Raw genomic sequence first — 20,745 nt, forward strand, 5'->3', positions numbered from 1 at the left:
ATGGCGCATTCTGGCCGCGCCGTCCGCAAAGAAAAACCCGTGGCCGTACAATAGACTTTTGACTTGGGAGCAAAAATGCTGGACGTCGGTTCGCTGATCGCCTTCGCCGCGGTCGTCGACACGGGCTCGTTTTCCGCCGCCGCGCAGCAGCTGGGGCAGACGCCGTCCGGCGTGTCGCGCACGATCTCGCGGCTGGAGCGGCAACTGGGCATGACCCTCATCCACCGCACGACGCGCCGCCTCGACCTGACGGAAGAGGGCAGCTGGCTGCTGGGCCGCGCGCGCCGCATCCTCGCCGAACTGGAACAGACGGAAAGCGAAGCCGCCTCCGCGCGCACGCAGCCCGCGGGCCTCGTGCGCGTGAACGCCGCGACGCCCGCGCTGGACCACCTCGTCGCGCCGCTGCTGCCCGACTTCCTCGACGCGTACCCGCAGGTACAGGTCGAACTGGCGAGCGGCGAGACGGTCGTTGACCTGATCGAGGAAAAGGCCGACGTCGCGATCCGGATCGGGCACCTGGCCGACTCCACGCTGAACGCGCGGCGCCTGGGCGCGAGCCGCATCCGCGTGCTGGCCGCGCCCCGCTACCTGGAACGCCATGGAACGCCTGCGCACGTGGACGACCTCGCGCGGCACCGCCGCATCGGTTTCGTGGCGCCCGCGTCGCTGAATACGTGGCCTTTGCGTGCCGGCGTGGAAGAGGGCTGGCGCAGCGCGCCGCACGTGACGGCGACGAGCGGCGAGACGGTCCGCCATCTCGCGCTCGCGGGCGCGGGCATCGTCAGCCTGTCGGACTTCCTCACGCGCGCGGACGTGGCCGCGGGCCGCCTCGTGCCGCTGCTGGACGACGCGGCGCTGCCCTGGACCCAGCCCGTATGGGCCGTGTTCTACAAACAGGGTGCACTGGCGCCGCGCGTGCAGGCGTTCGTCGACTTCCTCGCGGCGCGCCTGGCCGGGGTGCTCGACGCCTGACGGCCGCGCGTTACGGCGTGCGCCGCAGGCGCCGGTGTACGACGCGCGACCACGCGGCCGGCGCCGCGGCGGCCAGCACGAGGATCGCCAGCGTCCAGGGGCGCGCCACGTGCGCCGGCGCCAGCGCGAGGGCGAGCAGGCCGCCGCCGACCATCGTCTTCGCCGCGAGGCGGTGCGTGGCGTCCCAGACGCGTTCGTCGGCCAGCGTCCACGGCGTACGGATGCCGAACCAGAAATTGCGGCGCACGTTGCCCAGCACACTCCCCAGCAGGACGAACGCGATGGCGATGCCGGCCGCCAGCGCGCGCGTCATGTCGACGGTGCCCGTGTGCGCGGCCCACAGCACCATCCCGAGCACGTACGCGAGCAGCGCGCACAGCAGGATGCCGCAGAACCAGTAGGTGGAGGCGAAGTCGCCGTCGCCGAAGCGCTCCGGCGCCACAGCCGGCGGGATGCGCCACGCGAGCGCGAACCCGAGCAGGATCAGCGGATGCACGAAGACCCAGCCGCGCGGGCCGTAGCGGTCGACGTGACCGGCGGCGTTCCAGTGCGCAGGCACCTGGTCGGGCAGCAGGCCGTACACCCGGACGGTGGCGGCCAGCAGGGCGGCGACCAGCACCGTGGTCCACAACGCGTATTGCTTTCGCATGATGTTCCTTTCCCTGTACCGACGCGACGATTGTTGGGCCGGTGCGTGGCAACCGTCAAGTGCCCGCAAGCGAGCCCGGCAGGCCGCGCGCGGCCGCACTATCATGATCGTCCCATCCATTCGCGAAGGAGCTTCCATGACCCCACCATCCCCTCTCGTACCGGACGTGCAGGACGTCCTGCGCATCGCCGCGTTCTCGGACGGCGACACCGGTGGCAACCCGGCCGGCGTCTGGATCGGCCCCGCGCTGCCGCCGGACGACGCGATGCTGCGCCTGGCCCATGCCGTCGGCTATTCGGAGACGGCGTTCGCGGCGCCGCAGGGGCAGGGCTGGCGCGTGCGCTATTTTTCGCCGGCGGCCGAAGTGCCCTTCTGCGGCCACGCGACGATCGCACTCGGCGCGGCGCTGGCGCGGCGCGAGGGCGACGGCGTGTTCGCGCTGGCCTTGAACGAGGCCGCCATCACGGTCGAAGGCCGGCGCGACGGCGCGCGCGTGGCCGCCGCGCTGCAATCGCCATCCACGTGGAGCCGGCCGGCCGCGCCGGACCTCGTCGCCGACGCGCTGCTGTTGTTCGGATACCACGCCGCGGACCTCGACCCGCGCATCCCGCCCGCCCTCGCGCACGCGGGCGCGAACCACCTCGTGCTGGCGCTGGCCAGCCGCGACCTGCTGGCCGCGATGCGCTACGACCTGGACGCCGGCCGGGCGCTGATGACGCGCCACGGCCTGACGACGATCGTGCTGGCCTGGGCCGAAGACGCGCGCCGCTTCCACACCCGCAATCCATTCGCCGTCGGTGGTGTTTACGAGGACCCGGCCACGGGCGCGGGGACGGCCGCGCTCGCGGGCTATCTGCGCGATCTCGGCTGGCCGCACGACGGCGCCATCGACGTCGTGCAGGGCGAGGACATGGGCATGCGGTCGCTGCTGCACGCCGACATCGGGCTTGAACCGGGCGGTTCGATCCGGGTCAGCGGCACGGCGCGCCAGTTGTCGGAAAAATAATCTTCTTGATCATGATTTATTGAAAATTGAAATAGGGGCAAAAGGCACGCTTTTTCGACAATTTGTTAACCCCTGTAACGTTGATAAAGTTCAAAGCGGAAATTAAATTTCTGAACATCAACTCAGGAGTCATCATGGAAATGCGCCACCCGGGCGTCCTGCGCCCCCTTTTCGCCCCCATCGGGGTCCCGGGCAAGCAGACCGAACGCTTGCCTTTCACGATCCGTCGCGTGCATAACGAAGCCGACCTGTGGAAGGCCGTGCGCGTGCGCCACGCCGCCTACGCGCGCCACGTGCCGGACTTCGCGCGGCAGCTCGCACGCCCGGAAGCCTCTGACTACGGCGACGACGCAATCGTTTTCCTGGCCGAATCCAAGCTGGACGGCGCCCCGTTGGGCACCGCGCGCATGCAGACGAACCTGCACGAGCCGCTGCATGTGGAAGAGTCCGTGACGCTGCCGGACTGGCTGCGCGGCGAGCCCCTGGCCGAGATGAGCCGCCTGGGCGTGGACAACGGCCGCATGGGCCTCCTGGTCAAGACGGCGCTGCTGAAGGCGGGCGTCATGTATTGCCAGCAGAACGACATTGCCTGGGCACTCGCCACGGGCCGCGCGCCGATCGACCGCCAGTACGAACAACTGACCTTCGTCGACGTGTTCCCGGACCTGGGCTTCGTCCCGCTGCGCCACGTGGGCAATATCCCGCACCGCGTGATGGCATTCGACATCACGACGATCGAAGAGCGCTGGACGGCCGCACGGCATCCGCTGCTGAATTTCTTCTGCCACATCCACCACCCGGACATCGACGTGAGCGGCCGGGCGGGTGTGCGTCCCCCGCAGCCGAGCGCCAGGCGCGCCATTGCAAGCGGCCTGGGTGTTGCGCAACATGCATCGGGTCGGTTCGAATCGGTTGCTTGATTCAATAATTGCATGACGGCATTACTGTAAAGCTGTATCCTTGCGAAACCACAACGGCCGCCCGCGCCGCCGGGCCGATACCTGTTTCGCAGATACTCATGCAATTCACATTATCCGGCCGCTGGAAACTGCCGGGCCTGGCGCAACGCGCGCTTGACCTGACGTTCCAAGCGTTCGCTTATTATCTGATTCCGATCGCGATCGGTGTCGTTTCCATCGTGGCACTCATGTGCTGGGACAGCCAGTACGTGACGGGGAACGGCGATGCGCGCGCTATCCGCGTGCTGCGCGAAACGATGCCCTTGAGCCCGGCCGTGGCCAACGCGCGCCTGCGCGACGCCGTGCCGGTGTCATACGCCGACACCCACCTGTCCGAGGAACCCGTGTGGTTCCGCTTCAGCACGCGGCCGCGCGCGGCCGATGCCATCGCCGCCGACGTCGTCGAGTTCCCGTCGCGCCATGCGGTCGACGTGGCCTGCTGGGATGCGACCACCCTGCAACCGCTCGGCGAGGCCAGCCGCGAGCGCGGCATGCCGACCCTGTTCGCCGCCCGCGCCGGCTTCGCTCTGCAGCCGGCCGCGCTGCCGCGCGACGTCCTGTGCCGCGGACGCTTCGCCGGCCCCGCCCGCCTGTCCGTCGTGCAGTGGCCGGGCGCGGAGTTCGACCAGTCCGTTGAAGACTATCACCGCAAGTCGGGCCTGCTCGACGGCGGGATGATCGTGCTGGCGCTGTTCGTCCTGATCACGGCCCTCATCAACCGCGAGCCGCTGTACGTGCTGTTCTCCGGCTGGCTGATCCTGAACCTGCGCATCGGCGCGCTGTCGGCCGGCTGGGACACGCAATGGCTCGGCATGACCGTGCCCGCCCAGTGGATGCTGCTGGGGCGCTCGCTGACGATCGCGCTGTACGGCGTGTCGACCCTGACCTTGTACCAGTCCCTGTTCCGCGACGACCTCGTCAAGACGCGCTGGTCGATCCCGCTGCGCATCACGCAGTGGGCGTGCGTGCCGCTGCTCGTCGGCGCCATCATGCTGCCGTACGGCGTGTTCCTGCCGATGCTGTGGGTGATCATGGCGTTCGGGTTCTCCCTGATGACCTTGGGCCTGCTGACGATCATCGTGCGGTCGCGCAACCGCGTGGCCGGGTGGTTCGCGGCCTCGTTCGCGCTGACGTACGTGGCGTCGCTGGCCGAGGTCGTGTCTGCCGCGCTGGGCATGCACCAGGTGCTGAACGTGATCAACAGCGTCACGGCAGCGCTTGCTTCCAGCCTGCTGGCCGCGCTCGCGGTGGCCGAACAGATGCGCATGGAGACGCAGAAGCGCAGGGAAGCGCAGGAAAAACTGGAACACGCGTTCGAGGCGATGCCCCTCGGGTTGTTCACGCTCGATATGTACGGCAACATCGTGAGTGCCAACCCGGCCATGCGCAAGATGCTGGGCATCGACGAGATCGTTCCCGGCCGCACGTCGTGGAAGCAATTCTTCGCCGACAGCCTGTGGTCCGAGCTGTTGGAAAAAGTGCATCTGCGCAGCGATGCCGAGATGCAGATCATCAGCCGCGACGGCGCCCAGCGCTTCATGGTCAGTGCCACGCTCGCGCGCGGGCGCGTGGAAGCCGTGCTGCAGGACGTTACCGAGCAGTACCGCGCGACGGAACAGCTGCGCTTCATGGCCAACAACGATCCGTTGACGAAGGTCTTCAACCGGCGCGGCATCGAGAAGATGTTCGAGGGCGCCGCGCAGCTGCTCAATGCGGGCAAGCCGCTGGCGCTCGCGTACATCGACCTCGACCGCTTCAAGCTGATCAACGACCTGTTCGGCCACGCGGCCGGCGACGAAGTCCTCAAGCAGGTGTGCGAGCGCATGGAACTCACCCTGGCCGGCGGCCAGAAGATCGGACGCGTGGGCGGCGACGAATTCGTCATCGTCATGCCCGACACGGCGATCCCGCTGGCGTCGCTGATCTGCCGCGGCATCGTCGACCGCATCGGCGGCACGCCGTTCCGCGTGGGCGACAAGGCCTTTCACGTGCGCGGTTCCGTGGGCCTGATCGAAGTGTCGCCGGGCATGCCGATGAAGGATGCCGTGTCGACGGCGGACCGCGCCTGCCGCGAGGCGAAGGGCGGCCACAGCGACGGCCTCGTCGTGTACGAGCGGGGCTCGCACGCGTTCCAGGAGCGCGCCAACGAACTGAACCTCGTCGCGCGCCTGTCCGGTCCGGACGCGACCGAAGGCATGTTCCTCGAGATGCAGCCGATCATGTCGCTGTCGGCGCCGTACGAGTCGCTGAATTTCGAAGTCCTGCTGCGCATGCGCGAGGCGGACGGCCGCGTGTCGCCGGCCGGCCCGTTGATCGCCGCCGCCGAGAAGAGCGGGCGTGCGGGCGTGATCGACCGCTGGGTCATGGCGACGACCTTGGGGTGGATCGAAGCCAACCTCGATTCCCTCGTCAACACGCGCTTCGTGTGCATGAACCTGTCCGGCGCGTCGCTCAACGACGAACGCTTCGTGCAGGACACGCTGGATGTGCTGTCGCGCTACATGCACGTGACGAGCCGCTTGTGCATCGAAATCACGGAAAGCGTGGCGCTGCACGACCTGGACAACACGCGCCGCTTCATCGATCAGGTGCGCAACTTCGGCGTGAAGGTGGCGCTGGACGATTTCGGCGCGGGCTACACGTCGTTCTCGTACCTGAAGGAATTGCCGGCCGACGTGCTCAAGATCGACGGCAACTTCATCGTCAACATCAACGCGCACCCGGCCAACGTGGCCATCGTGGAAGCGATCGTCAGCCTGGCGGGCAACCTGGGCATGCGCACCATCGCCGAGTGGGCGGAGGACGCGGCCACGATCCGCACCCTGGCGGAGATCGGCGTCGACTACGTGCAGGGCTATGCGGTGGCGCGCTCGCAGCCGGCGGACAAGCTGCTGACCGCCAGCTCATCGGCCAGCTTCATCCAGGCCGACGACGTGCTGCGGCTCGTGCGTACGCTGGGCCAGTCGGCCAACGAGCCTGATCTGCTGGGCTTTGGATTCGACGAGCATCTGCTGTAGCGTGGACGGGTTTCCCGTCCACGCGTCCAAGCGACGCTGGCGCACTCGCTAATTTCATCGTAGGGTGGGCACCCCGTGCCCACGCGGATGCCAGCGTAACGCAACCGTCAATTGAGACCGGCAAGCCGCGGTCTCGCATCCTGCAGCATCAACATGCGCCGCGCTTCCTTCAACGTGGCAACGTCGCGCGCCAGCTTCACGGGCGCCGCGAGGCTCGGCTTCTTCCATGCGACACGGGGCAGTTCCGCCGCGGGCAGCACGTGGCGTTCGCGCACCGGCCCACCGGTGTCGCGCGCCAACGGCACGCTGGCGGAACCGGACTCGCAAGGCTGGTCCGTCAGGGTGACGTGACCGCCGCTGTCCACACATTTGACGATCTCGCCGGCCAGTGCCGGCGCCGCCAGTAGCGCGGCGGCGATCATGCTCAGCAGTCTAACTGGGCGCTTCATGATGTTCTCCTGTCCTAGGTTCGAATGGTGCCCGTCGCGGCCGGTTCTATCTGTTCGGTGCCTCACCCAGTCCGCATCAAACATCGGCGGACTTCGCCGAACCTTTGGCCCGTATCCCATTCCAAGCTTCGTACCCGTCCGAAAGGATCGACGATGGAGAAACTCACCCGGCGTACCTTCTTCAAGGCCGCAGGCGCCACCGCCGCGGTCGCCGCGGCCAAGGCCCATGCGCTCGCGCCCGACGAAGCCCAGCATGCACACGGCGCAGCCGCCGCGCCGGCGTCCGGCGCACCGGCCCAGCCCGCGTACCTGTTCCTCCGTCCCGACGAGGCGCGCTTCGCCGAAGCGGCCGTCGCGCGCCTGATCCCGCTCGACGTCAACGGTCCCGGCGCGCTCGAGGCCGGGTTGCCGAACTACATCGACCGCCAGCGGCGCGGCGCGTGGGGTGCGGCCCGTGGCCGCGCAACCGAAGGCCGCCGGCCCGAATCCCGTCGCGGGCGCGCCCGAGGTGCCGCACGGCGCGGCGAACAAGAAGAAAGGGGGCCGCTGATGGCGACGCGTCTCAAGGAAGTGGATGCCGAGCTCGTGGGCGTGTGCCTCGTCGGCGCGATGCTCCGACGCGAGCAGACGAAGGCGGCCTGAAAGTCGTCGGCCTCGAGCGCGCAACGCGCAGCCCACCGTGCCCGACTTTCAGGGCCCGCACATGCACGACGAGCTGCGCTACGCCGTGCGCGAGGCCTTCATGCAGGACAGCACGAAGGAGGCGATGACCTTTCGTAACAACGTGAACCAGGTCGCGCTGCCGACCCGGCGTTGCCTGGCACGGGCCTGGGCGGCGCGGCCGTGCATCGGAACGGCCAGACGTGCCGCTTCCAGGGCGACGAATTCATAATGCGCTGCCACGCCGAGCACGAAAGTGAATTGTTTAGCGCTTCCTTGGGAGTCAGTCGAAAACATATGTTCGTACGTGGCTGCAGCGTAATATGGTTAAACGTCGACCAGCGATAATAAATTCCACCTTCTTCTATCAATCCTTCTGACCTTGCCTGCGTTGTAACGAGCGGGATCCCTCGGTAACGACTAGTGCGGCAAGCCTGCCAGCCAGCGATTGATTTCTCCAAGCACTTTGTCCTCGATCCCAAGAAAGCCATGCGGTGAGTGCCCGCTGCATTCGGCCTGCCTGTCACCACCGCCGTCGGTCGATTCTGCGGCGATGAAATTGAAATGATTTTTGTCGGCCAGCTGCTTCGCAGCGTAGAACATCGCTGCCGGGCAGCCGTCATTACGGTTTGATAAAACCAGTACGCGGAGCTTCGTTCCGTCTGCTTCCAGGCCGGAGACGCCTGCTCGGTCTTTCCGGGCGATTGCCACGGGTGATGTCAGCACAAATGCGTCAGCGAGACCGGAATTGTGTTCAAGCACGTTGCCAACGGAACTCGTTCCACGGCTCGTCCCGACCAGCGCGATTCTGGACGACGGGAAGCGTTTTCGAAGCGCTTGCACCGCCGCCTCAACGTCGCGCAGTGACTCCTTGCTGTGACGGAATGCGTCCTCGACGCCGTTTGCGTAATCGGATGGCGTGTCGATCATCACGGCGGCATCACCCTGCTGGACCCAATACGACGCTGTTCTGATGAGGAAATTCCCGCGAAGGGTGGTGGGACCGTCGGGTTTCAAATGCAAGGCGCCGTCATCGCCGGCAAATAAAATGACGACCCATGGCGGCGTCGCGCTCGGCGCTTGGATATAGAGATTGTCGGTGACCCCATCACGACTCGGCACGGTCAACAATTCACCAGATGGCACGGCTGCATGACCCGCCGGCCCTTGCGGTTCGCCCGCCCATGCTGTGGCTGCGAATAACATCCCCAATCCGACGACAATACGCTTCATTTGCCTTGTTCGAATATTTTGCATTGATAATCCCACCGTTGTAGAGCGTGCTGGAAGTTGAGTTCAGGCGAAGCTGCCCGGGCCTCAGCCAGCATAACAGGTTGCAAACGGGGAAAAGTCACGGATGGTCACGATCGGCCATCTTCGCCCTCGACGCCTACATATCGGCTGTGACAATCCGCGTATTATTGAGCGCCCCCGATTGCTATGATGTCAGGGCGTTCATTCGCTGATACCTGAGTTGGAGATTGCATGCACTGGAACGACTGGCCTATCGTCTGCTGGACACTCGCAACCCTCCTATGTCTTCTGAAACGTAGGTGGATAGACGCATTTTCGTCCGCGTGCTTTGCTGCGTTCACGATTCCCGACAGAGTGTGGCCGACTGCGGTCCCAGCGCAATTGAAGTGGACTTTCTTCCTTGTCGGTGCGATTGTCATCGCCTCCCAAGTCACGAAAGAGTATCGGAAATACAAGAAAAGTTTGGCCGCCGGGTAGTGCTCCGCTTCGCAGCCGTGCCCGCTTCAGAGCGCTCCGTGTTTCAAGAGTTTCCCGCTATCGCGTTTGCTCGTCGGTAGATCATCGCCTGAACCTGCGCGCGCCGGCGCCTCCCCGCGATGCGCCCGCGCGCACATGACGACGCCAGCCACCAGCAGGCCGAGCGCAAATCCCTCGAACACCGTCGGCCAATGCCCCTCCCACAGGTAGCCGTACAGCGACGCGAAGATCGTCTCGAACACGATCATCTGCCCCGTGAGGGCCAGCGGCAGCGCACGGCTCGCAATATTCCACAAGCCATTGCCCAGCGCGGAACAAAACAGCGCCATCGCGCCCGCGAGGCCGGCGAAACGAAGCCATTCGCCGCCGGGATGGACGAGCGTGTCGCCGTAAAACGCGGGCACAGCCAGCACGATGGCTTCGAGGCCCGTGACGACGCCCGTCAGCAGGCTCCAGTCCTGCGCCGACACGTGCCCCAGCCGGCCCAGCCAGCGGCTGTTGCTGACGGCATAGCTCGTCCACGACACGAGGGCGCCGCCAGCGCACAGCAGGCCCGTCAGCGAGCCCCAGCCGGACGACGCCAGCGTCTGCCAGCTGATGCAGACCAGCCCGGCCGCGCTGCAGGCCAGCGACGGCAGCAGTGCGCGCAGCGACGGCGCGTGCTGCGCGCGGCTGCCGACGAGGGTGACGGCGAGCGGCAGCAGGCCGATCACGAAGGCCGTCATCGCGACGCCGCCCGTCTGGACGGCCTGCGCCAGCAGGACGTAATACAGGATGTTGCCGATGAAGCTGAGCCAGGCGAGGGCGCGCCACTCGGCCCAGCCCAGCGCCCCGCGCAGCCGGCGCCACGACGGTGCCACGAGCACGGCGGCGACGAGGCCGTACGCCAGGTAGCGTCCGGCCGCCAGTTGCAGCGGCGGAAAATCGGCGGCCAGCTTCGGCGCGAGGAAGACGAGGCCCCAGAACGCGCCGGCGACGATGCCGGCCGCGATGCCGAGGAAGGTGTTATGGGCGGTCACGGGTGGTGCTCCGATGCGGAAAGCCGTTATTGTCCGCGTGGCCGGGCGGCTCGTCTTGGCATGGGCTCCTGGATTATTGACCTGCTCTCGCTCAAAACCGTTGTCAAATCGGCCTAGATAATTTCCACATGGAAATGTTAGGATTATGCATTGCGCATCGGCGCCGTCGTGCGGCGCATGCAGTGCGCACAGCATCCCGGAACTTTCATGTCTGTCAAAAAAACCGATCCCAAACCACGTTTCGATTACCTCGTCGTCCTCGACGTGATCGTCGTTGCCTGCATCCTTGTGGTCGCGGGGCGGCCCGACGGGCTGGCGATCACGGTCAGCGCCATCGTCGTGGCGGTATGCGCGCTCGTCTACCGCTGCACGGCCGGCGCGGCGTCGTACGTAACGCGCAAGTCGAGCGCGCCGCCAGCGCCGCCGCAAGAAGTCGACCGCGCGTTCACGGCGACGACCTACGAGGCGCAGCAGGAAAGCGTGACGGCCGACGCAAAAAAATCGTCCTGGCTGCGCGACAACGGCTAGCGACCGCACGCATTACCCGGGCATCTACCGGCCGGCGTTCGCGCGGCGGTACGTCCCCGGCGTCATGCCCGTCGCGTCGCGCAACGCCCGCGTCAGCGCGGTCTGGTCGGAAAATCCGGCTGCGAGCGCGATCTCCGCGATGGGACGAGAGGTGTCGGCCAGCCACGCGCGGGCGCGGGCGAGGCGGACGTCGCGCAGCCACGCATGCGGGCTCGTGTCGAGTTCCGCGCGGAACAGCGCGTGCAGCCGGCTGACGGAGAGGCCGGCGCTCTTGGCCATCGCGTTCGTCGTCCACGCGAGGCCGGGCTCCGCCTCGACGCGGGCCAGCAGAACGGCAAGGCGCGACGCAGGGCGGGGCGCGTCCAGCGCGAGCGTGTCGAGCAGCAGCGGCACCCAGCCCTGCACCAACGCGGACGCGGCTTGCGTGCGCATGACACCCATGAATTCGACGAGCTTGCGCGCGCCGGGGCCCAGCGGCATGAACGGGCGCTCCAGCAGACGGTCCCAGGCCGGGTGGGACAGGGCGTCCGCGTCGACGTCGAGGATCAGCGATTCGTTCGGGCCGTGCGCACACTGCGCGTGCCAGGCGCCCGGCGCGACGCAGGCGCCGCGCAGCGGATCGAGGCGGTCCTGGCGGCCTTCGATGTCGAGCAGCACGGTGCCGCCGAGGGGCAGCACGAGCTGGGCGTAGGCGTGGCGGTCGGCACCGGTGTCGGCGCCGTAGCTGCGCACGTGCAAGGAAGTTTCCATAACCCGCAAGTCTAGCATCGAAGGGCCGATGTGATTGTCCGACCAAGCCTACACGTCGACAAGAAAAAATAAAGTCGGCGACCCCTTGCAGGCCAGGCCGTCGTCCCAATTTGCCATCCTGATATGACGGTCCGCCGTCAGTCTCCTCTGTCTCCTCCAAGTGCAAACTTGGATTTACCGCCCGGCGCAGCGATGCGCGGGCGGTTTCTTTTATGTGGACGTGAAAAGGGCGGCATCCTCGCGGACACCGCCCTCGTCGTCGACCCGGCCAGCCTGCCGGGGCGCCGTCGGCTCAGCCGCGGTTCGGATTGTTCGGGTGCGCATCCTCGCGGTTCGGGATGCCGTCGCCGTCGCGGTCGCCACGACGCCAGCCGCCGCGCTCCATCACCCAGTGACCGTCGCGTTCGACCCAGGTCGGTACATGGTAGACGTAGCCGCGGCGCTCGCGCAGCCATTTGCCTGGAACCCACACGTGGTGGCGGTGGCGCCATTCCCAGTGACCCGGTGCCCAGACGTAACCATGACGCGGCGCGGGCACGACTTCCTCACGCGGCGGCGGCGGCGCGGTGCGGATGATGACGTCGGCGCTCGCGGGCAGTGCGACGCTGCCGAACGAGCCGGCGACCAGTGCGGCAATCAACAGTTTTTTCATCTTGGCCTCCTCGAAAATGGTTGTGGGCCAACTGTACTGCCGCGTTGCGGGCGCGACCGTGCGACGGCGCGCATAACGGTGCAAGTCGAGGTGCCGAGAAGAAAAATCAGGTGGCGAGCGGCAGCGCGAACTGCAGCACGAGGCCGCCGCCGTCGCGGTTGCGTACCGTGAGCTCGGCGTTGTGGCGCGTGATGACGCGCTCGACGATCGCGAGGCCCAGGCCCGCGCCGTTGGCCTGGCCGCGGGCGCTGTCCAGGCGGGTGAACGGGCGCAGCAACTGCTCGATCTGGTCGTCCGGCACGCCTGTGCCGTGGTCGTTGATCTCGACGACGGCGCGGCGGCCGTGGCCCGTCATTTTCACGTGCAGGCCGATGTCGATTTCCGTCACGTCCGCGCCCGGCGTCTTGCCGTAGCGGCGCGCGTTCTCGATGACGTTGTTGATCACGCGGCGCAAGTCCGTCGCGTTGCCCATCACGTGGACGTCCGGCTCGATGTCCGTCGTCGTGCGCACGTCCGCGATGCGGCCCGCGGCGTGCGCGCAGTCTTCCAGCAGCGCCGACAGGTCGACGGGCACGAACGTCGCGCTTTCGGTGGGGCGCGCGAAATCGAGGAACTGGCCGATGATGGCGTCCATCTGGGCGATGTCCGATTGCATGCCGGTGCGCGCCTCGTCCGACAGCGGCGCCATTTCCACTTCCAGCTGCATGCGCGCGAGCGGCGTGCGCAAATCGTGCGAGATGCCGGCCAGGATGATGGCACGGTCCTTCTCGAGCTGCTGCAGGTCGTCGACCATCTGGTTGAAGCTGCGGTTCGCCTCGATGATCTCCTGCGGGCCTTTTTCCGGCAGCGCGGCGGGGCGCTTGCCTTGTGCGATCGCGCGCGCGGCCGCGGTCAGGCGCGCGAGCGGCAGGTTCACGAGGCTCGAGATCAGCGCGGCGCCCAGCAGCGACAGCACGCCGACGACGGTGGCCCAGCCGAGCCATTGCACGCGCGTGAGACCGGGGAGCTTGTCGCGCTCCAGCATGAGCCAGTACTTGTCGCCGTCGATGTCGAAGCTGACCCAGAAGCCGGGGATGTCGTTGACCATGCGCGAGAAGCGCGTGTCCGGTCCCAGCTTGTCGCGCACGATCGCGGCCACTTCCGGCATCAGCGAATTCGGCGGCGGCGGCTCGACGGTGTCCGTCGGCTTCACGTCGTAGATGCGGATGCCTTCGTTCGACACGAGCTCGAACAGCAGCTCGCGCCGCAGGTCGGGCGCGGAGTGCGTCAGCGCGGCCTTCGTGATGGTGACGACGGAGACGAGCAGCTCGGCCGTCTGCTCCACCTGCGGACCGCGCTGGAACACGTTGAGCATGCCGATCCATGAGGCCATCGACAGGCCCGTGAGGACGGACAACAGGAAAAAGGTGCGCCAGAACAGGCCGCTCTTCATCCTGCCGATCAGGCGCGGCACGGGCTGTTCCTTCGAGGTTGATGCGAACACTAGCGCGGCTGGCCTTCAGGGATGAACACGTAGCCCAGGCCCCACACGGTCTGGATGTACAGCGGGCTCGATGGATCGGGCTCGATCAGCTTGCGCAGGCGCGAGATCTGCACGTCCAGCGAGCGGTCGAACACTTCGTATTCGCGGCCGCGCGCCAGTTCCATCAGCTTCTCGCGTGACAGCGGCTGGCGCGCATGGCGCGCGAACACCTTGAGCACGGAGAATTCGCCCGTCGTCAACGGCACGGTCTCGCCGTTCTTCTTCAAGGTGCGCGTGCCGAGGTCCAGCACGAAGTCACCGAATTCGAACGTCTGCGGTGTTTCGCTCGGTGCGCCGGGGATCTCGTCCGGGCCCTTGCGGCGCAGGACGGCGTTGATGCGTGCCACCAGCTCGCGCGGGTTGAAGGGCTTCGGCAGGTAGTCGTCCGCACCCATTTCCAGGCCGACGATGCGGTCGACGTCCTCGCCTTTTGCCGTCAGCATGATGATCGGGGTCTGGTCGCCGGCGCCGCGCAGGCGGCGGCAGATCGACAGGCCGTCCTCGCCGGGCAGCATCAGGTCCAGCACGAGCAGGTCGTAGCGCTCGCGCAGCCACAGCTTGTTCATCGCCGGCGCGCTTTCCGCCGTCACGACCTGGAAGCCCTGTTCGGTCAGGTAGCGGCGCAGCAGGTCGCGCAGGCGCACGTCGTCGTCGACGACCATGATCCGGGCCGAATGGCCGCCGTTTGTGCCGGCCGTGCCCGCATTCGAGTTCGTTGCATTCATCATTCTGTGATTTGTCAGATTAATGTCGCTATGGTAACGTCTTATGGCTCGGCGCCAAGAGGGTATCGCTGAGCCATTACATTGTGTTACAAACTTTACCCAATTCGCCTTATGCCTGGAGCCGATTCCTCATACACTGCCCTCATCGGATCGCAGTATGAGAGTACAGCTTATCTCCTAACAGAGCATCGCGGAAGAGGAACACCACCATGAACAGTGCGTTCACCCACCACCACGCGGAGACGAAAGCAGGCCGGCTGGCCCGCGGCGTGCGTCTCGCCGCGCTGGCGTGCGCCCTGGTATTGGGGGCGGGCAGTGCCTGGGCCCAGGAGCACGGCGACCGCCGCGACGACCAGGGCCAGGCCACGCAGCAATTTCCCCGCTTCCGTCTTCCTCCGCAGCAGCGCGACCAGCGCGGCGACCAGCGCCCGTTCGACGAACCGCGCTTCGAACCGCGCCGCGCCCCGCAGGAACAGCGCGAGCCGCAGCACGATGCGCGCCGCAGCAGCAGCCGCATGACGCCGGACGAACGGCGCGACCTGCGCCGCCAGATCAACGAAGCGGGCATGGACCTGTACCCACAGCGTCGCTGATCGATCTGTTAAAGTTACCTCAAATCAACTTTGTTGCTTGTTGTTTATTTTCGGGTGACAACATGATACGCTAGCCGGATTCGCCCCGGCCCAGCCTTCGCCGCGGCATCAACCGCACGGAGCGTATCGTGACCACAGATCTTTCCGCCGCCTCGCAATCGCCGGCGACCGCGACCCGGATCGCCGCGACCGGCCCCGAACATTGCCTCGCCAAGCGCGACGATGGCGTGTATGCCGATCCCTCCGTGCTCGGCACGACGCTCGTCGCCGCCGTCGACAACGTTTACCGCGCGGGCAATTACTTCGTCGGCGTCGACTATCCCGTGCTGATGAAGGCCTTGTTCGGCCACGGTCCCGAGTTGCCGCGCGGGCCGGACGGCGGGACGATGGTGCGCATCGCCGCCGACATCCAGGCGTTCGACCCCGTGCGGCGCGCGCTGTACCGCGCCGCCAAGATCGGCGGCGGGCGCGCCGAATACTACTTCGAGCCCGTTTGGCTGCCGAACCCCGTCGACCTCGACGGCGAGGGTTTCCCCACCCGCCTCGACGTCGACGAATTCATCGCCGACATGTGGGGCAAGGGCATCCGTTTCGGGCTGGACCTGCCGGCCATCCGCGCCGCGATCGCCTCGAACAAGGCCGACCGCGTCACGGTCGCCCGTCAGTGCGACCCGGTGCCGGGCGAGGATGCGCACATCGTCGAAGTGTCCGACGACATCCACCGCAACGACGCGCCGCTCGAACTGGCCAACGGCCGCCTCGACCTGAACAGCTTCCAGAACCGCTTCCCGCAGATCCAGCCTGGTGTCCGCCTCCTGAAGAAACAGCCCGCGACGGCCGGGACCCCGGGCTTCGAGATGTCGGGCACGCCGCTGCCGGCCGCGCCGGGCCGCGATGCCGACTTGCTGCCTTATGCGGGCCCCGGCACGAAGGTCGAGCGCATGGCCGACGGCGAGTTCCTCGTGTCGAGCCAGGCCGGCTTCCTGATGGTCGACTCGAAGACGAGCCGGATCTCGATCGGCGACAAGGTCGTCAGCCGGGATGGCGTCAGCGCCAAGACGACGGGCAACCTGTGCCTGACGGGCGACTACGAGGAATTCGGCGAGGTGCAGGAAAAGCGCGTCATCGAGGCCGACAGCATCACCGTGCATGCCGACGTGTTCGGCCTGCTCGTGTCGCGCGGCGGCACCATCGTCATGAACGCGAACCTCGTGGGCGGCAGCGCCCGCAACGCGCGCGGCGACATCCGCGTGCGCGGCGTCGCATCGGCCGCCGTGCTGAGCGCGGACGAGGGCACGATCTTCATCGAGCGCGCCGAGAGCTGCGTCATCGCCGGTACGCGGGTCGAGGTGGCGCATGCCGTCAACTGCGAGATCGTCGGCGACGAGGTCGTCGTCGGTATCGCCGAGGGCTGCGCGTTGGCCGGACGGCGCGTGGCGGTCGAATGCACGGTGCCGCGCAAGCAGAGCGAGATGCTGGTGGCCGTGCTGCGCCCGGAAGGACGGCAGATCGACGAGGTGATCGCCGCGGTCACGCAGCGCGTCGCCCAGTTCGCCGCGCTCGCGGCGCAGCTGAAGGCCGCGATGGACACGTTGACGTCCAGCCCCGACGTGCGCCGTTACCTGATGCTGGCCACGCGCGTGCGCAAGGGCGAGGTCGTGCTGACGTCCGACCAGACGCGCCAGTTCCAGAAGATGGGACAGGACGTGGGGCCTGCGCTGAAAACGATCGGCGACGTCTCCGCGAAGCTCAAGGCCGCGGAGGTGGAACAGCAGGCCGGCACGCAGATGCTCGCGAACCTGGAGGCGCAGCGCAGCGACGCCGCCAGCATCGCCGGCGTGGCGATCCAGTCGGTGCAGGGCGACACGCAGGTGCGCATCCTCGCCTACAGCCCGGCGGACGGACTGCCGCATCGCTGGACGCCGCGCGACGTCCGCACGCGCCTGCGCGGGCCGCAGGCGGGCGAGCTGCTGTTCATGGGCGGCGCCGGCGCCTTTGCGTGGAGCAGCGACGCGGTGCCTGCCGCCGTCGAATCGGCCGTCGCATAAACCCTCTCTTCGCGCCCGCGAGCGCATATACTTGTGGGCGGCCGCGAGGCCGCAATATAGTGGGGTCAGGGCACAAACGAGAAATTCGTGCTCTGACCCCGTGTATATAGTGGGGTCAGGGCACAAACGAGAAATTCGTGCTCTGACCCCATGAATATATAGTGGGGTCAGAGCACAAACGACAAATTCGTGCTCCGACCCCGTAAATCGAGAAGAGGGGAAACCTTGAACAACATGCGTCCCATCCACCAGCGCAGCCCGATCGGCGCGCTGGTCGCCGCGCTGTGCGCCGGCGCGCTGCTCGCCAACCCGGCAAATGCTGCAACCAAGGCCGCCAGTGCCAAAGGCAAGCCGACCGCACTTGATGCGGAACGCTTCGTCGCCGACGCCGAGAAGAAGCTCGACCTGCTGGGCCTCGACGCCGGCCGCGCCGAGTGGGTGGCCGAGAACTTCATCACGCTCGACACCGAAACGATCACCGCGCAGGCCAACGAACAATACCTGACCGCGAGCGGCGACTTCGCCCTCAAGGCGCGCCGCTACAACGGCTTGAAGGTCCCGGAAGCGACCGCGCGCAAGCTGATGCTGTTGCAGCAGTCACTGATGCTGGAAAGCGCCGACGACCGCGCCGCCTACGCGCGCCTGGCAGCGAGCATGACGGCCGCGTACGGCAAGGCCAAATACTGTCCGGCGGCCGCCGCAGGCGCCGCGAAGCCCGATTGCATGCCGCTGGGCGAACTGGAAAAAGTGCTGGCGACGAACCATGACCCGGCGCGCCTGAAGGAAGTCTGGCTCGGCTGGCACGCGCAGTCGCCCGCGTACAAGCAGGACTACGCGAAATACGTCGAGCTGTCGAACAAGGGCGCCCGCGCGATGGGCTATGCCGATACGGGCGCGTTGTGGCGCTCGCGTTACGACATGGCGCCGGATGCATTCTCGGCCGAGATGGAACGCCTGTGGCAGCAGGTGAAGCCGCTGTACGAATCGCTGCACACCTACACGCGCTACAAGCTGCGCCAGGCCTACGGCCCCGACGCCGTGCCGGCCGACGGTCCGATCCCCGCCCACCTGCTGGGCAATATGTGGGCGCAGAGCTGGGACAACCTGTACCCCATGCTGAAACCGGCCGGCCTGGAGAAGGGCGAAGACCTGACGGCGCTGCTGGAAGAGCGCAAGACGAGCGCCGTCGAGATGACGCGCTACGCGGAAGGCTTCTACACGTCGCTGGGCATGCGGAAGCTGCCGGAGACGTTCTGGGAACGCTCGCTGCTGACGAAGCCGCGCGACCGCGACGTCGTGTGCCACGCGTCCGCGTGGGACCTGGACGGCAAGGACGACGTGCGCGTGAAGATGTGCATCACGCCGACGTTCGAGGACTTCCGTACGATCCACCACGAATTGGGCCACCTGTACTACGACCTCGCGTACAGCAACCAGCCGCCCATGTTCAAGAATGGCGCCAACGACGGCTTCCACGAGGCCATCGGCGACACGATCGCGCTGTCGATCACGCCCGCGTACCTGAAGCGGATCGGCCTGATGAAAACGGACCCCGATCCGAAGCAGGAGATCGGCCCGCTGCTGTACACGGCGCTGCAGAAGATCGCGTTCATGCCGTTCGCGTACAAGGTCGACAAGTGGCGCTGGCAGGTGTACGCCGGCCAGGTCAAGCCGGCCGACTATGACAAGGCCTGGTGGGCGCTGACGGAGCAGTACCAGGGCGTGGCGCGCCCGGCACCGATGATCGACGGCGGCTTCGACGCCGGCGCCAAGTACCACGTGGCGAGCGACACGCCGTACGCCCGCTACTTCCTCGCCCACGTGTTGCAGTTCCAGTTCCACCGCGCGCTGTGCGAGGAAGCGGGCGACACGGGGCCGCTGTACCGCTGCTCGATCTACGGCAACAAGAAGGCTGGCGCCAAGTTCCAGCAGATGCTGGCGATGGGCACGAGCAAGCCGTGGCCGGAAGCGCTGAAGGTCGTCACCGGGTCGGACAAGATGGATGCGTCGGCGATGCTGGAATACTTCGCGCCGCTCAAGACCTGGCTGGATGAGCAGAACAAGCAGCTGGCCATTGAGGACGCCAAACTGGCCAAGCATTGATCGTCACGGTGCCGTTACGGCATGGTGGGCACGGGGTGCCCACCCTACGAACCCAAATCAACTAGATGCATGTTTTCACGCGGCCGTATCTCGTAGGGTGGGCTCCCTGAGCCCACCAGTTGCACGCGTTCACGCGGCCGGTGCGGCGTCTCCATTCGCCACCAGCGCCGCATAACACTGCGCCGCTTCCGGCGGCAGCCCCGCGAAAACGCCGCCATCCGCCTCGTCGAGCAAGCCCTGCTCGACGAGCATCCGCACCTTCCCCAGATAATCCGTCAGCTTGAGCAGGCGCCCCAGCGGCGACACGGCCGTGCCGCGCCGCAGCGTGCCCTGTTCCAGCAGCGCCTGCGCCACCGTGTCGGGGAAATTCCATTCGCGCGCGATGCTCGCGCACAGCCGGCGCGTGTCGCGTGCGAGCTGGGCGAGGAACACGTCCGAGCCGAGGCGCTCGCCCTCCCGCACGGCCTGGTCCATGACGCGCAGGCTGACGATCAGGCCCACGTTCTGCAGCAGCGCCGCGAGGAAGGCGTCGAACGGTACGATGCCGCCGTCCGGGCCGAGCGTGGCCACCACCTGGCGCGCGGCCATCGCGCAACGCTCCGAATGGGCCCACAGGTGCGGCGCCAGCCGGCGCGTGTAGAAGCCCGAATTGATGTCGATGATGGGGCGGAACGCGACCGTCGTGATCAGCTGGCGCAAGCCTTCCTGGCCGATCAGGATCACCGCGTGCTCGACGCTCGTGATCGAATTCCCCGTGCCCTGGTAGCAGTTGTTCGCGAGGCGGACGACCGCCGCGACGAGCACGGGGTCGGTCGCGATGGTGCGCGACAGGGCCGCGCCGGAAAACGTCTCGCTGCGCAGGCTTTGCAGCAGTTGCGGAATGAGCCCCGGCATGCGCCGCACGAGCGCCGCGCCGGACTGCTGCGATGCCATGATCGCGGCCAGCGCATCCAGTACGCGGGTCTCGGCGTCGGACAATTCCAGGCCACCGTCCGCGCGGTCGAACAGCCACGCGTTCCACGTGCCGTTGATGCGCTCCAGCTGCTCGAACGAGACGACGGACGGGGACGGGGACGGCGCAGCAGTTGCAGGTGCAGGCTCGGGCGCGGCCGCCGGCGGGTCGAGCACCTCGGGCACGGGCGCCGCGTCGGCGGCGAAAGCGGTGCCCGGCTGCGTCTGCACGGCGGCCGGGCCGGAAATCAGGCGTTGCAGCCACCGGAACATCGTCATCCCCCTTAGGTCAATTCCGAGCATTGTACGGGCGCAGGCGCCGAACGCAAGTTAGGAAATGTCTCATAGATTGTTGACTGTACTCAACAATTTCCAAGCGTCACCGCCATAGCATGTCGATCTTGAAGAAAG

Annotated in this window: 19 protein-coding genes; 9 read left to right on the forward strand and 10 right to left on the reverse strand. The window is 67.0% G+C overall.

Annotated elements, in window-relative coordinates; genetic code table 11:
- Window positions 1-75: 75 nt before the first annotated feature.
- Window positions 76-972: a LysR family transcriptional regulator gene (locus tag HAV22_RS10345; RefSeq protein ID WP_166859009.1), complete on the forward strand. Its 897-nt coding sequence runs from the start codon at window positions 76-78 to the stop codon at window positions 970-972.
- A gap of 10 nt (window positions 973-982) precedes the next feature.
- Here the strand turns inward: HAV22_RS10345 and HAV22_RS10350 are convergent, their stop codons facing one another.
- Complete coding sequence (locus HAV22_RS10350) at window positions 983-1,621, reverse strand: SdpI family protein (protein ID WP_166859010.1); 639 nt, start codon at window positions 1,619-1,621, stop codon at window positions 983-985.
- Window positions 1,622-1,757: 136 nt separating this feature from the next.
- On the opposite strand from HAV22_RS10350, the gene HAV22_RS10355 reads away from it, so the two are divergent.
- The 3 genes from HAV22_RS10355 (at window position 1,758) to HAV22_RS10365 (ending at window position 6,603) form a co-directional block, all read left to right on the forward strand.
- Window positions 1,758-2,627: a PhzF family phenazine biosynthesis protein gene (locus HAV22_RS10355; RefSeq protein ID WP_166859011.1), complete on the forward strand. Its 870-nt coding sequence runs from the start codon at window positions 1,758-1,760 to the stop codon at window positions 2,625-2,627.
- 134 nt (window positions 2,628-2,761) lie between these two features.
- A complete protein-coding gene (locus HAV22_RS10360) occupies window positions 2,762-3,547 on the forward strand; it encodes a hypothetical protein (RefSeq protein ID WP_208296135.1) in 786 nt (261 codons plus the stop codon).
- A 98-nt stretch (window positions 3,548-3,645) separates the two neighbouring features.
- Window positions 3,646-6,603, forward strand: a complete 2,958-nt coding sequence (locus HAV22_RS10365) for a putative bifunctional diguanylate cyclase/phosphodiesterase (protein ID WP_166859012.1) — start codon at window positions 3,646-3,648, stop codon at window positions 6,601-6,603.
- A 107-nt stretch (window positions 6,604-6,710) separates the two neighbouring features.
- Here the strand turns inward: HAV22_RS10365 and HAV22_RS10370 are convergent, their stop codons facing one another.
- Window positions 6,711-7,052 carry a DUF4124 domain-containing protein gene (locus tag HAV22_RS10370; RefSeq protein ID WP_166859013.1) on the reverse strand — a complete coding sequence of 114 codons (342 nt, stop codon included), beginning with the start codon at window positions 7,050-7,052 and terminating at the stop codon, window positions 6,711-6,713.
- Window positions 7,053-7,205: 153 nt separating this feature from the next.
- On the opposite strand from HAV22_RS10370, the gene HAV22_RS31660 reads away from it, so the two are divergent.
- Entirely contained in the window at window positions 7,206-7,694 is a 489-nt protein-coding gene (locus tag HAV22_RS31660; RefSeq protein WP_308789210.1) for a gluconate 2-dehydrogenase subunit 3 family protein, read from the forward strand.
- 78 nt (window positions 7,695-7,772) lie between these two features.
- Here the strand turns inward: HAV22_RS31660 and HAV22_RS10380 are convergent, their stop codons facing one another.
- The 3 genes from HAV22_RS10380 to HAV22_RS10390 all read right to left on the reverse strand — a co-directional run bounded on the left by HAV22_RS10380 (window position 7,773) and on the right by HAV22_RS10390 (window position 10,462).
- The gene (locus HAV22_RS10380; RefSeq protein ID WP_166859014.1) at window positions 7,773-8,009 is read right to left on the reverse strand and encodes a hypothetical protein; all 237 of its coding nucleotides are present in this window, start codon (window positions 8,007-8,009) and stop codon (window positions 7,773-7,775) included.
- A 123-nt stretch (window positions 8,010-8,132) separates the two neighbouring features.
- On the reverse strand, window positions 8,133-8,945 hold the full coding sequence (locus HAV22_RS10385) for an alpha/beta hydrolase family protein (RefSeq protein ID WP_166859015.1): 813 nt from the start codon (window positions 8,943-8,945) through the stop codon (window positions 8,133-8,135).
- A gap of 524 nt (window positions 8,946-9,469) precedes the next feature.
- Window positions 9,470-10,462 (reverse strand): DMT family transporter, encoded by a 993-nt coding sequence (locus HAV22_RS10390; RefSeq protein ID WP_371869598.1) that lies wholly within the window; start codon window positions 10,460-10,462, stop codon window positions 9,470-9,472.
- 207 nt (window positions 10,463-10,669) lie between these two features.
- On the opposite strand from HAV22_RS10390, the gene HAV22_RS10395 reads away from it, so the two are divergent.
- On the forward strand, window positions 10,670-10,990 hold the full coding sequence (locus HAV22_RS10395) for a hypothetical protein (RefSeq protein ID WP_166859017.1): 321 nt from the start codon (window positions 10,670-10,672) through the stop codon (window positions 10,988-10,990).
- A 24-nt stretch (window positions 10,991-11,014) separates the two neighbouring features.
- On the opposite strand, the gene HAV22_RS10400 is transcribed toward HAV22_RS10395, so the two are convergent.
- From HAV22_RS10400 to ompR, 4 genes are all read right to left on the reverse strand, one after another.
- Window positions 11,015-11,740, reverse strand: a complete 726-nt coding sequence (locus HAV22_RS10400; protein ID WP_166859018.1) for a helix-turn-helix transcriptional regulator — start codon at window positions 11,738-11,740, stop codon at window positions 11,015-11,017.
- A 292-nt stretch (window positions 11,741-12,032) separates the two neighbouring features.
- Window positions 12,033-12,392, reverse strand: a complete 360-nt coding sequence (locus HAV22_RS10405) for a YXWGXW repeat-containing protein (protein WP_166859019.1) — start codon at window positions 12,390-12,392, stop codon at window positions 12,033-12,035.
- A gap of 106 nt (window positions 12,393-12,498) precedes the next feature.
- Window positions 12,499-13,824 carry a sensor histidine kinase family protein gene (locus tag HAV22_RS10410; RefSeq protein WP_166859131.1) on the reverse strand — a complete coding sequence of 442 codons (1,326 nt, stop codon included), beginning with the start codon at window positions 13,822-13,824 and terminating at the stop codon, window positions 12,499-12,501.
- Window positions 13,825-13,874: 50 nt separating this feature from the next.
- A complete protein-coding gene (ompR, locus tag HAV22_RS10415; RefSeq protein WP_308789211.1) occupies window positions 13,875-14,642 on the reverse strand; it encodes an osmolarity response regulator transcription factor OmpR in 768 nt (255 codons plus the stop codon).
- A gap of 206 nt (window positions 14,643-14,848) precedes the next feature.
- On the opposite strand from ompR, the gene HAV22_RS10420 reads away from it, so the two are divergent.
- The 3 genes from HAV22_RS10420 to HAV22_RS10430 all read left to right on the forward strand — a co-directional run bounded on the left by HAV22_RS10420 (window position 14,849) and on the right by HAV22_RS10430 (window position 19,383).
- Window positions 14,849-15,232 (forward strand): hypothetical protein, encoded by a 384-nt coding sequence (locus HAV22_RS10420; RefSeq protein ID WP_166858835.1) that lies wholly within the window; start codon window positions 14,849-14,851, stop codon window positions 15,230-15,232.
- A 128-nt stretch (window positions 15,233-15,360) separates the two neighbouring features.
- Window positions 15,361-17,280, forward strand: coding sequence for a flagellar assembly protein A (locus HAV22_RS10425; protein WP_371869600.1), 1,920 nt, complete (start codon window positions 15,361-15,363; stop codon window positions 17,278-17,280).
- A 234-nt stretch (window positions 17,281-17,514) separates the two neighbouring features.
- Complete coding sequence (locus tag HAV22_RS10430; protein ID WP_166859134.1) at window positions 17,515-19,383, forward strand: M2 family metallopeptidase; 1,869 nt, start codon at window positions 17,515-17,517, stop codon at window positions 19,381-19,383.
- Between the two features lie 129 nt (window positions 19,384-19,512).
- Here HAV22_RS10430 and HAV22_RS10435 read toward each other — a convergent pair whose 3' ends face one another.
- A complete protein-coding gene (locus HAV22_RS10435; RefSeq protein ID WP_229421174.1) occupies window positions 19,513-20,613 on the reverse strand; it encodes an HDOD domain-containing protein in 1,101 nt (366 codons plus the stop codon).
- Window positions 20,614-20,745 lie beyond the last annotated feature (132 nt).

The sequence above is a fragment of the Telluria antibiotica genome (assembly GCF_011682055.1).
GTDB lineage: Bacteria > Pseudomonadota > Gammaproteobacteria > Burkholderiales > Burkholderiaceae_D > Telluria > Telluria antibiotica.

Excerpts from the sequence above, each read along its gene's own strand:
- HAV22_RS10420 (WP_166858835.1), top strand. The coding sequence starts at position 14,849 with ATGAACAGTGCGTTCACCCACCACCACGCGGAGACGAAAGCAGGCCGG.
- HAV22_RS10380 (WP_166859014.1), bottom strand. The coding sequence starts at position 8,009 with ATGTTTTCGACTGACTCCCAAGGAAGCGCTAAACAATTCACTTTCGTG.
- HAV22_RS10435 (WP_229421174.1), bottom strand. The coding sequence starts at position 20,613 with ATGACGATGTTCCGGTGGCTGCAACGCCTGATTTCCGGCCCGGCCGCC.
- HAV22_RS10355 (WP_166859011.1), top strand. The coding sequence starts at position 1,758 with ATGACCCCACCATCCCCTCTCGTACCGGACGTGCAGGACGTCCTGCGC.
- HAV22_RS10410 (WP_166859131.1), bottom strand. The coding sequence starts at position 13,824 with ATGAAGAGCGGCCTGTTCTGGCGCACCTTTTTCCTGTTGTCCGTCCTC.
- HAV22_RS10370 (WP_166859013.1), bottom strand. The coding sequence starts at position 7,052 with ATGAAGCGCCCAGTTAGACTGCTGAGCATGATCGCCGCCGCGCTACTG.
- HAV22_RS10405 (WP_166859019.1), bottom strand. The coding sequence starts at position 12,392 with ATGAAAAAACTGTTGATTGCCGCACTGGTCGCCGGCTCGTTCGGCAGC.
- HAV22_RS31660 (WP_308789210.1), top strand. The coding sequence starts at position 7,206 with ATGGAGAAACTCACCCGGCGTACCTTCTTCAAGGCCGCAGGCGCCACC.
- HAV22_RS10430 (WP_166859134.1), top strand. The coding sequence starts at position 17,515 with ATGCGTCCCATCCACCAGCGCAGCCCGATCGGCGCGCTGGTCGCCGCG.
- HAV22_RS10365 (WP_166859012.1), top strand. The coding sequence starts at position 3,646 with ATGCAATTCACATTATCCGGCCGCTGGAAACTGCCGGGCCTGGCGCAA.
- HAV22_RS10400 (WP_166859018.1), bottom strand. The coding sequence starts at position 11,740 with ATGGAAACTTCCTTGCACGTGCGCAGCTACGGCGCCGACACCGGTGCC.
- HAV22_RS10345 (WP_166859009.1), top strand. The coding sequence starts at position 76 with ATGCTGGACGTCGGTTCGCTGATCGCCTTCGCCGCGGTCGTCGACACG.
- HAV22_RS10360 (WP_208296135.1), top strand. The coding sequence starts at position 2,762 with ATGGAAATGCGCCACCCGGGCGTCCTGCGCCCCCTTTTCGCCCCCATC.
- HAV22_RS10385 (WP_166859015.1), bottom strand. The coding sequence starts at position 8,945 with ATGAAGCGTATTGTCGTCGGATTGGGGATGTTATTCGCAGCCACAGCA.
- HAV22_RS10395 (WP_166859017.1), top strand. The coding sequence starts at position 10,670 with ATGTCTGTCAAAAAAACCGATCCCAAACCACGTTTCGATTACCTCGTC.
- ompR (WP_308789211.1), bottom strand. The coding sequence starts at position 14,642 with ATGATGAATGCAACGAACTCGAATGCGGGCACGGCCGGCACAAACGGC.
- HAV22_RS10350 (WP_166859010.1), bottom strand. The coding sequence starts at position 1,621 with ATGCGAAAGCAATACGCGTTGTGGACCACGGTGCTGGTCGCCGCCCTG.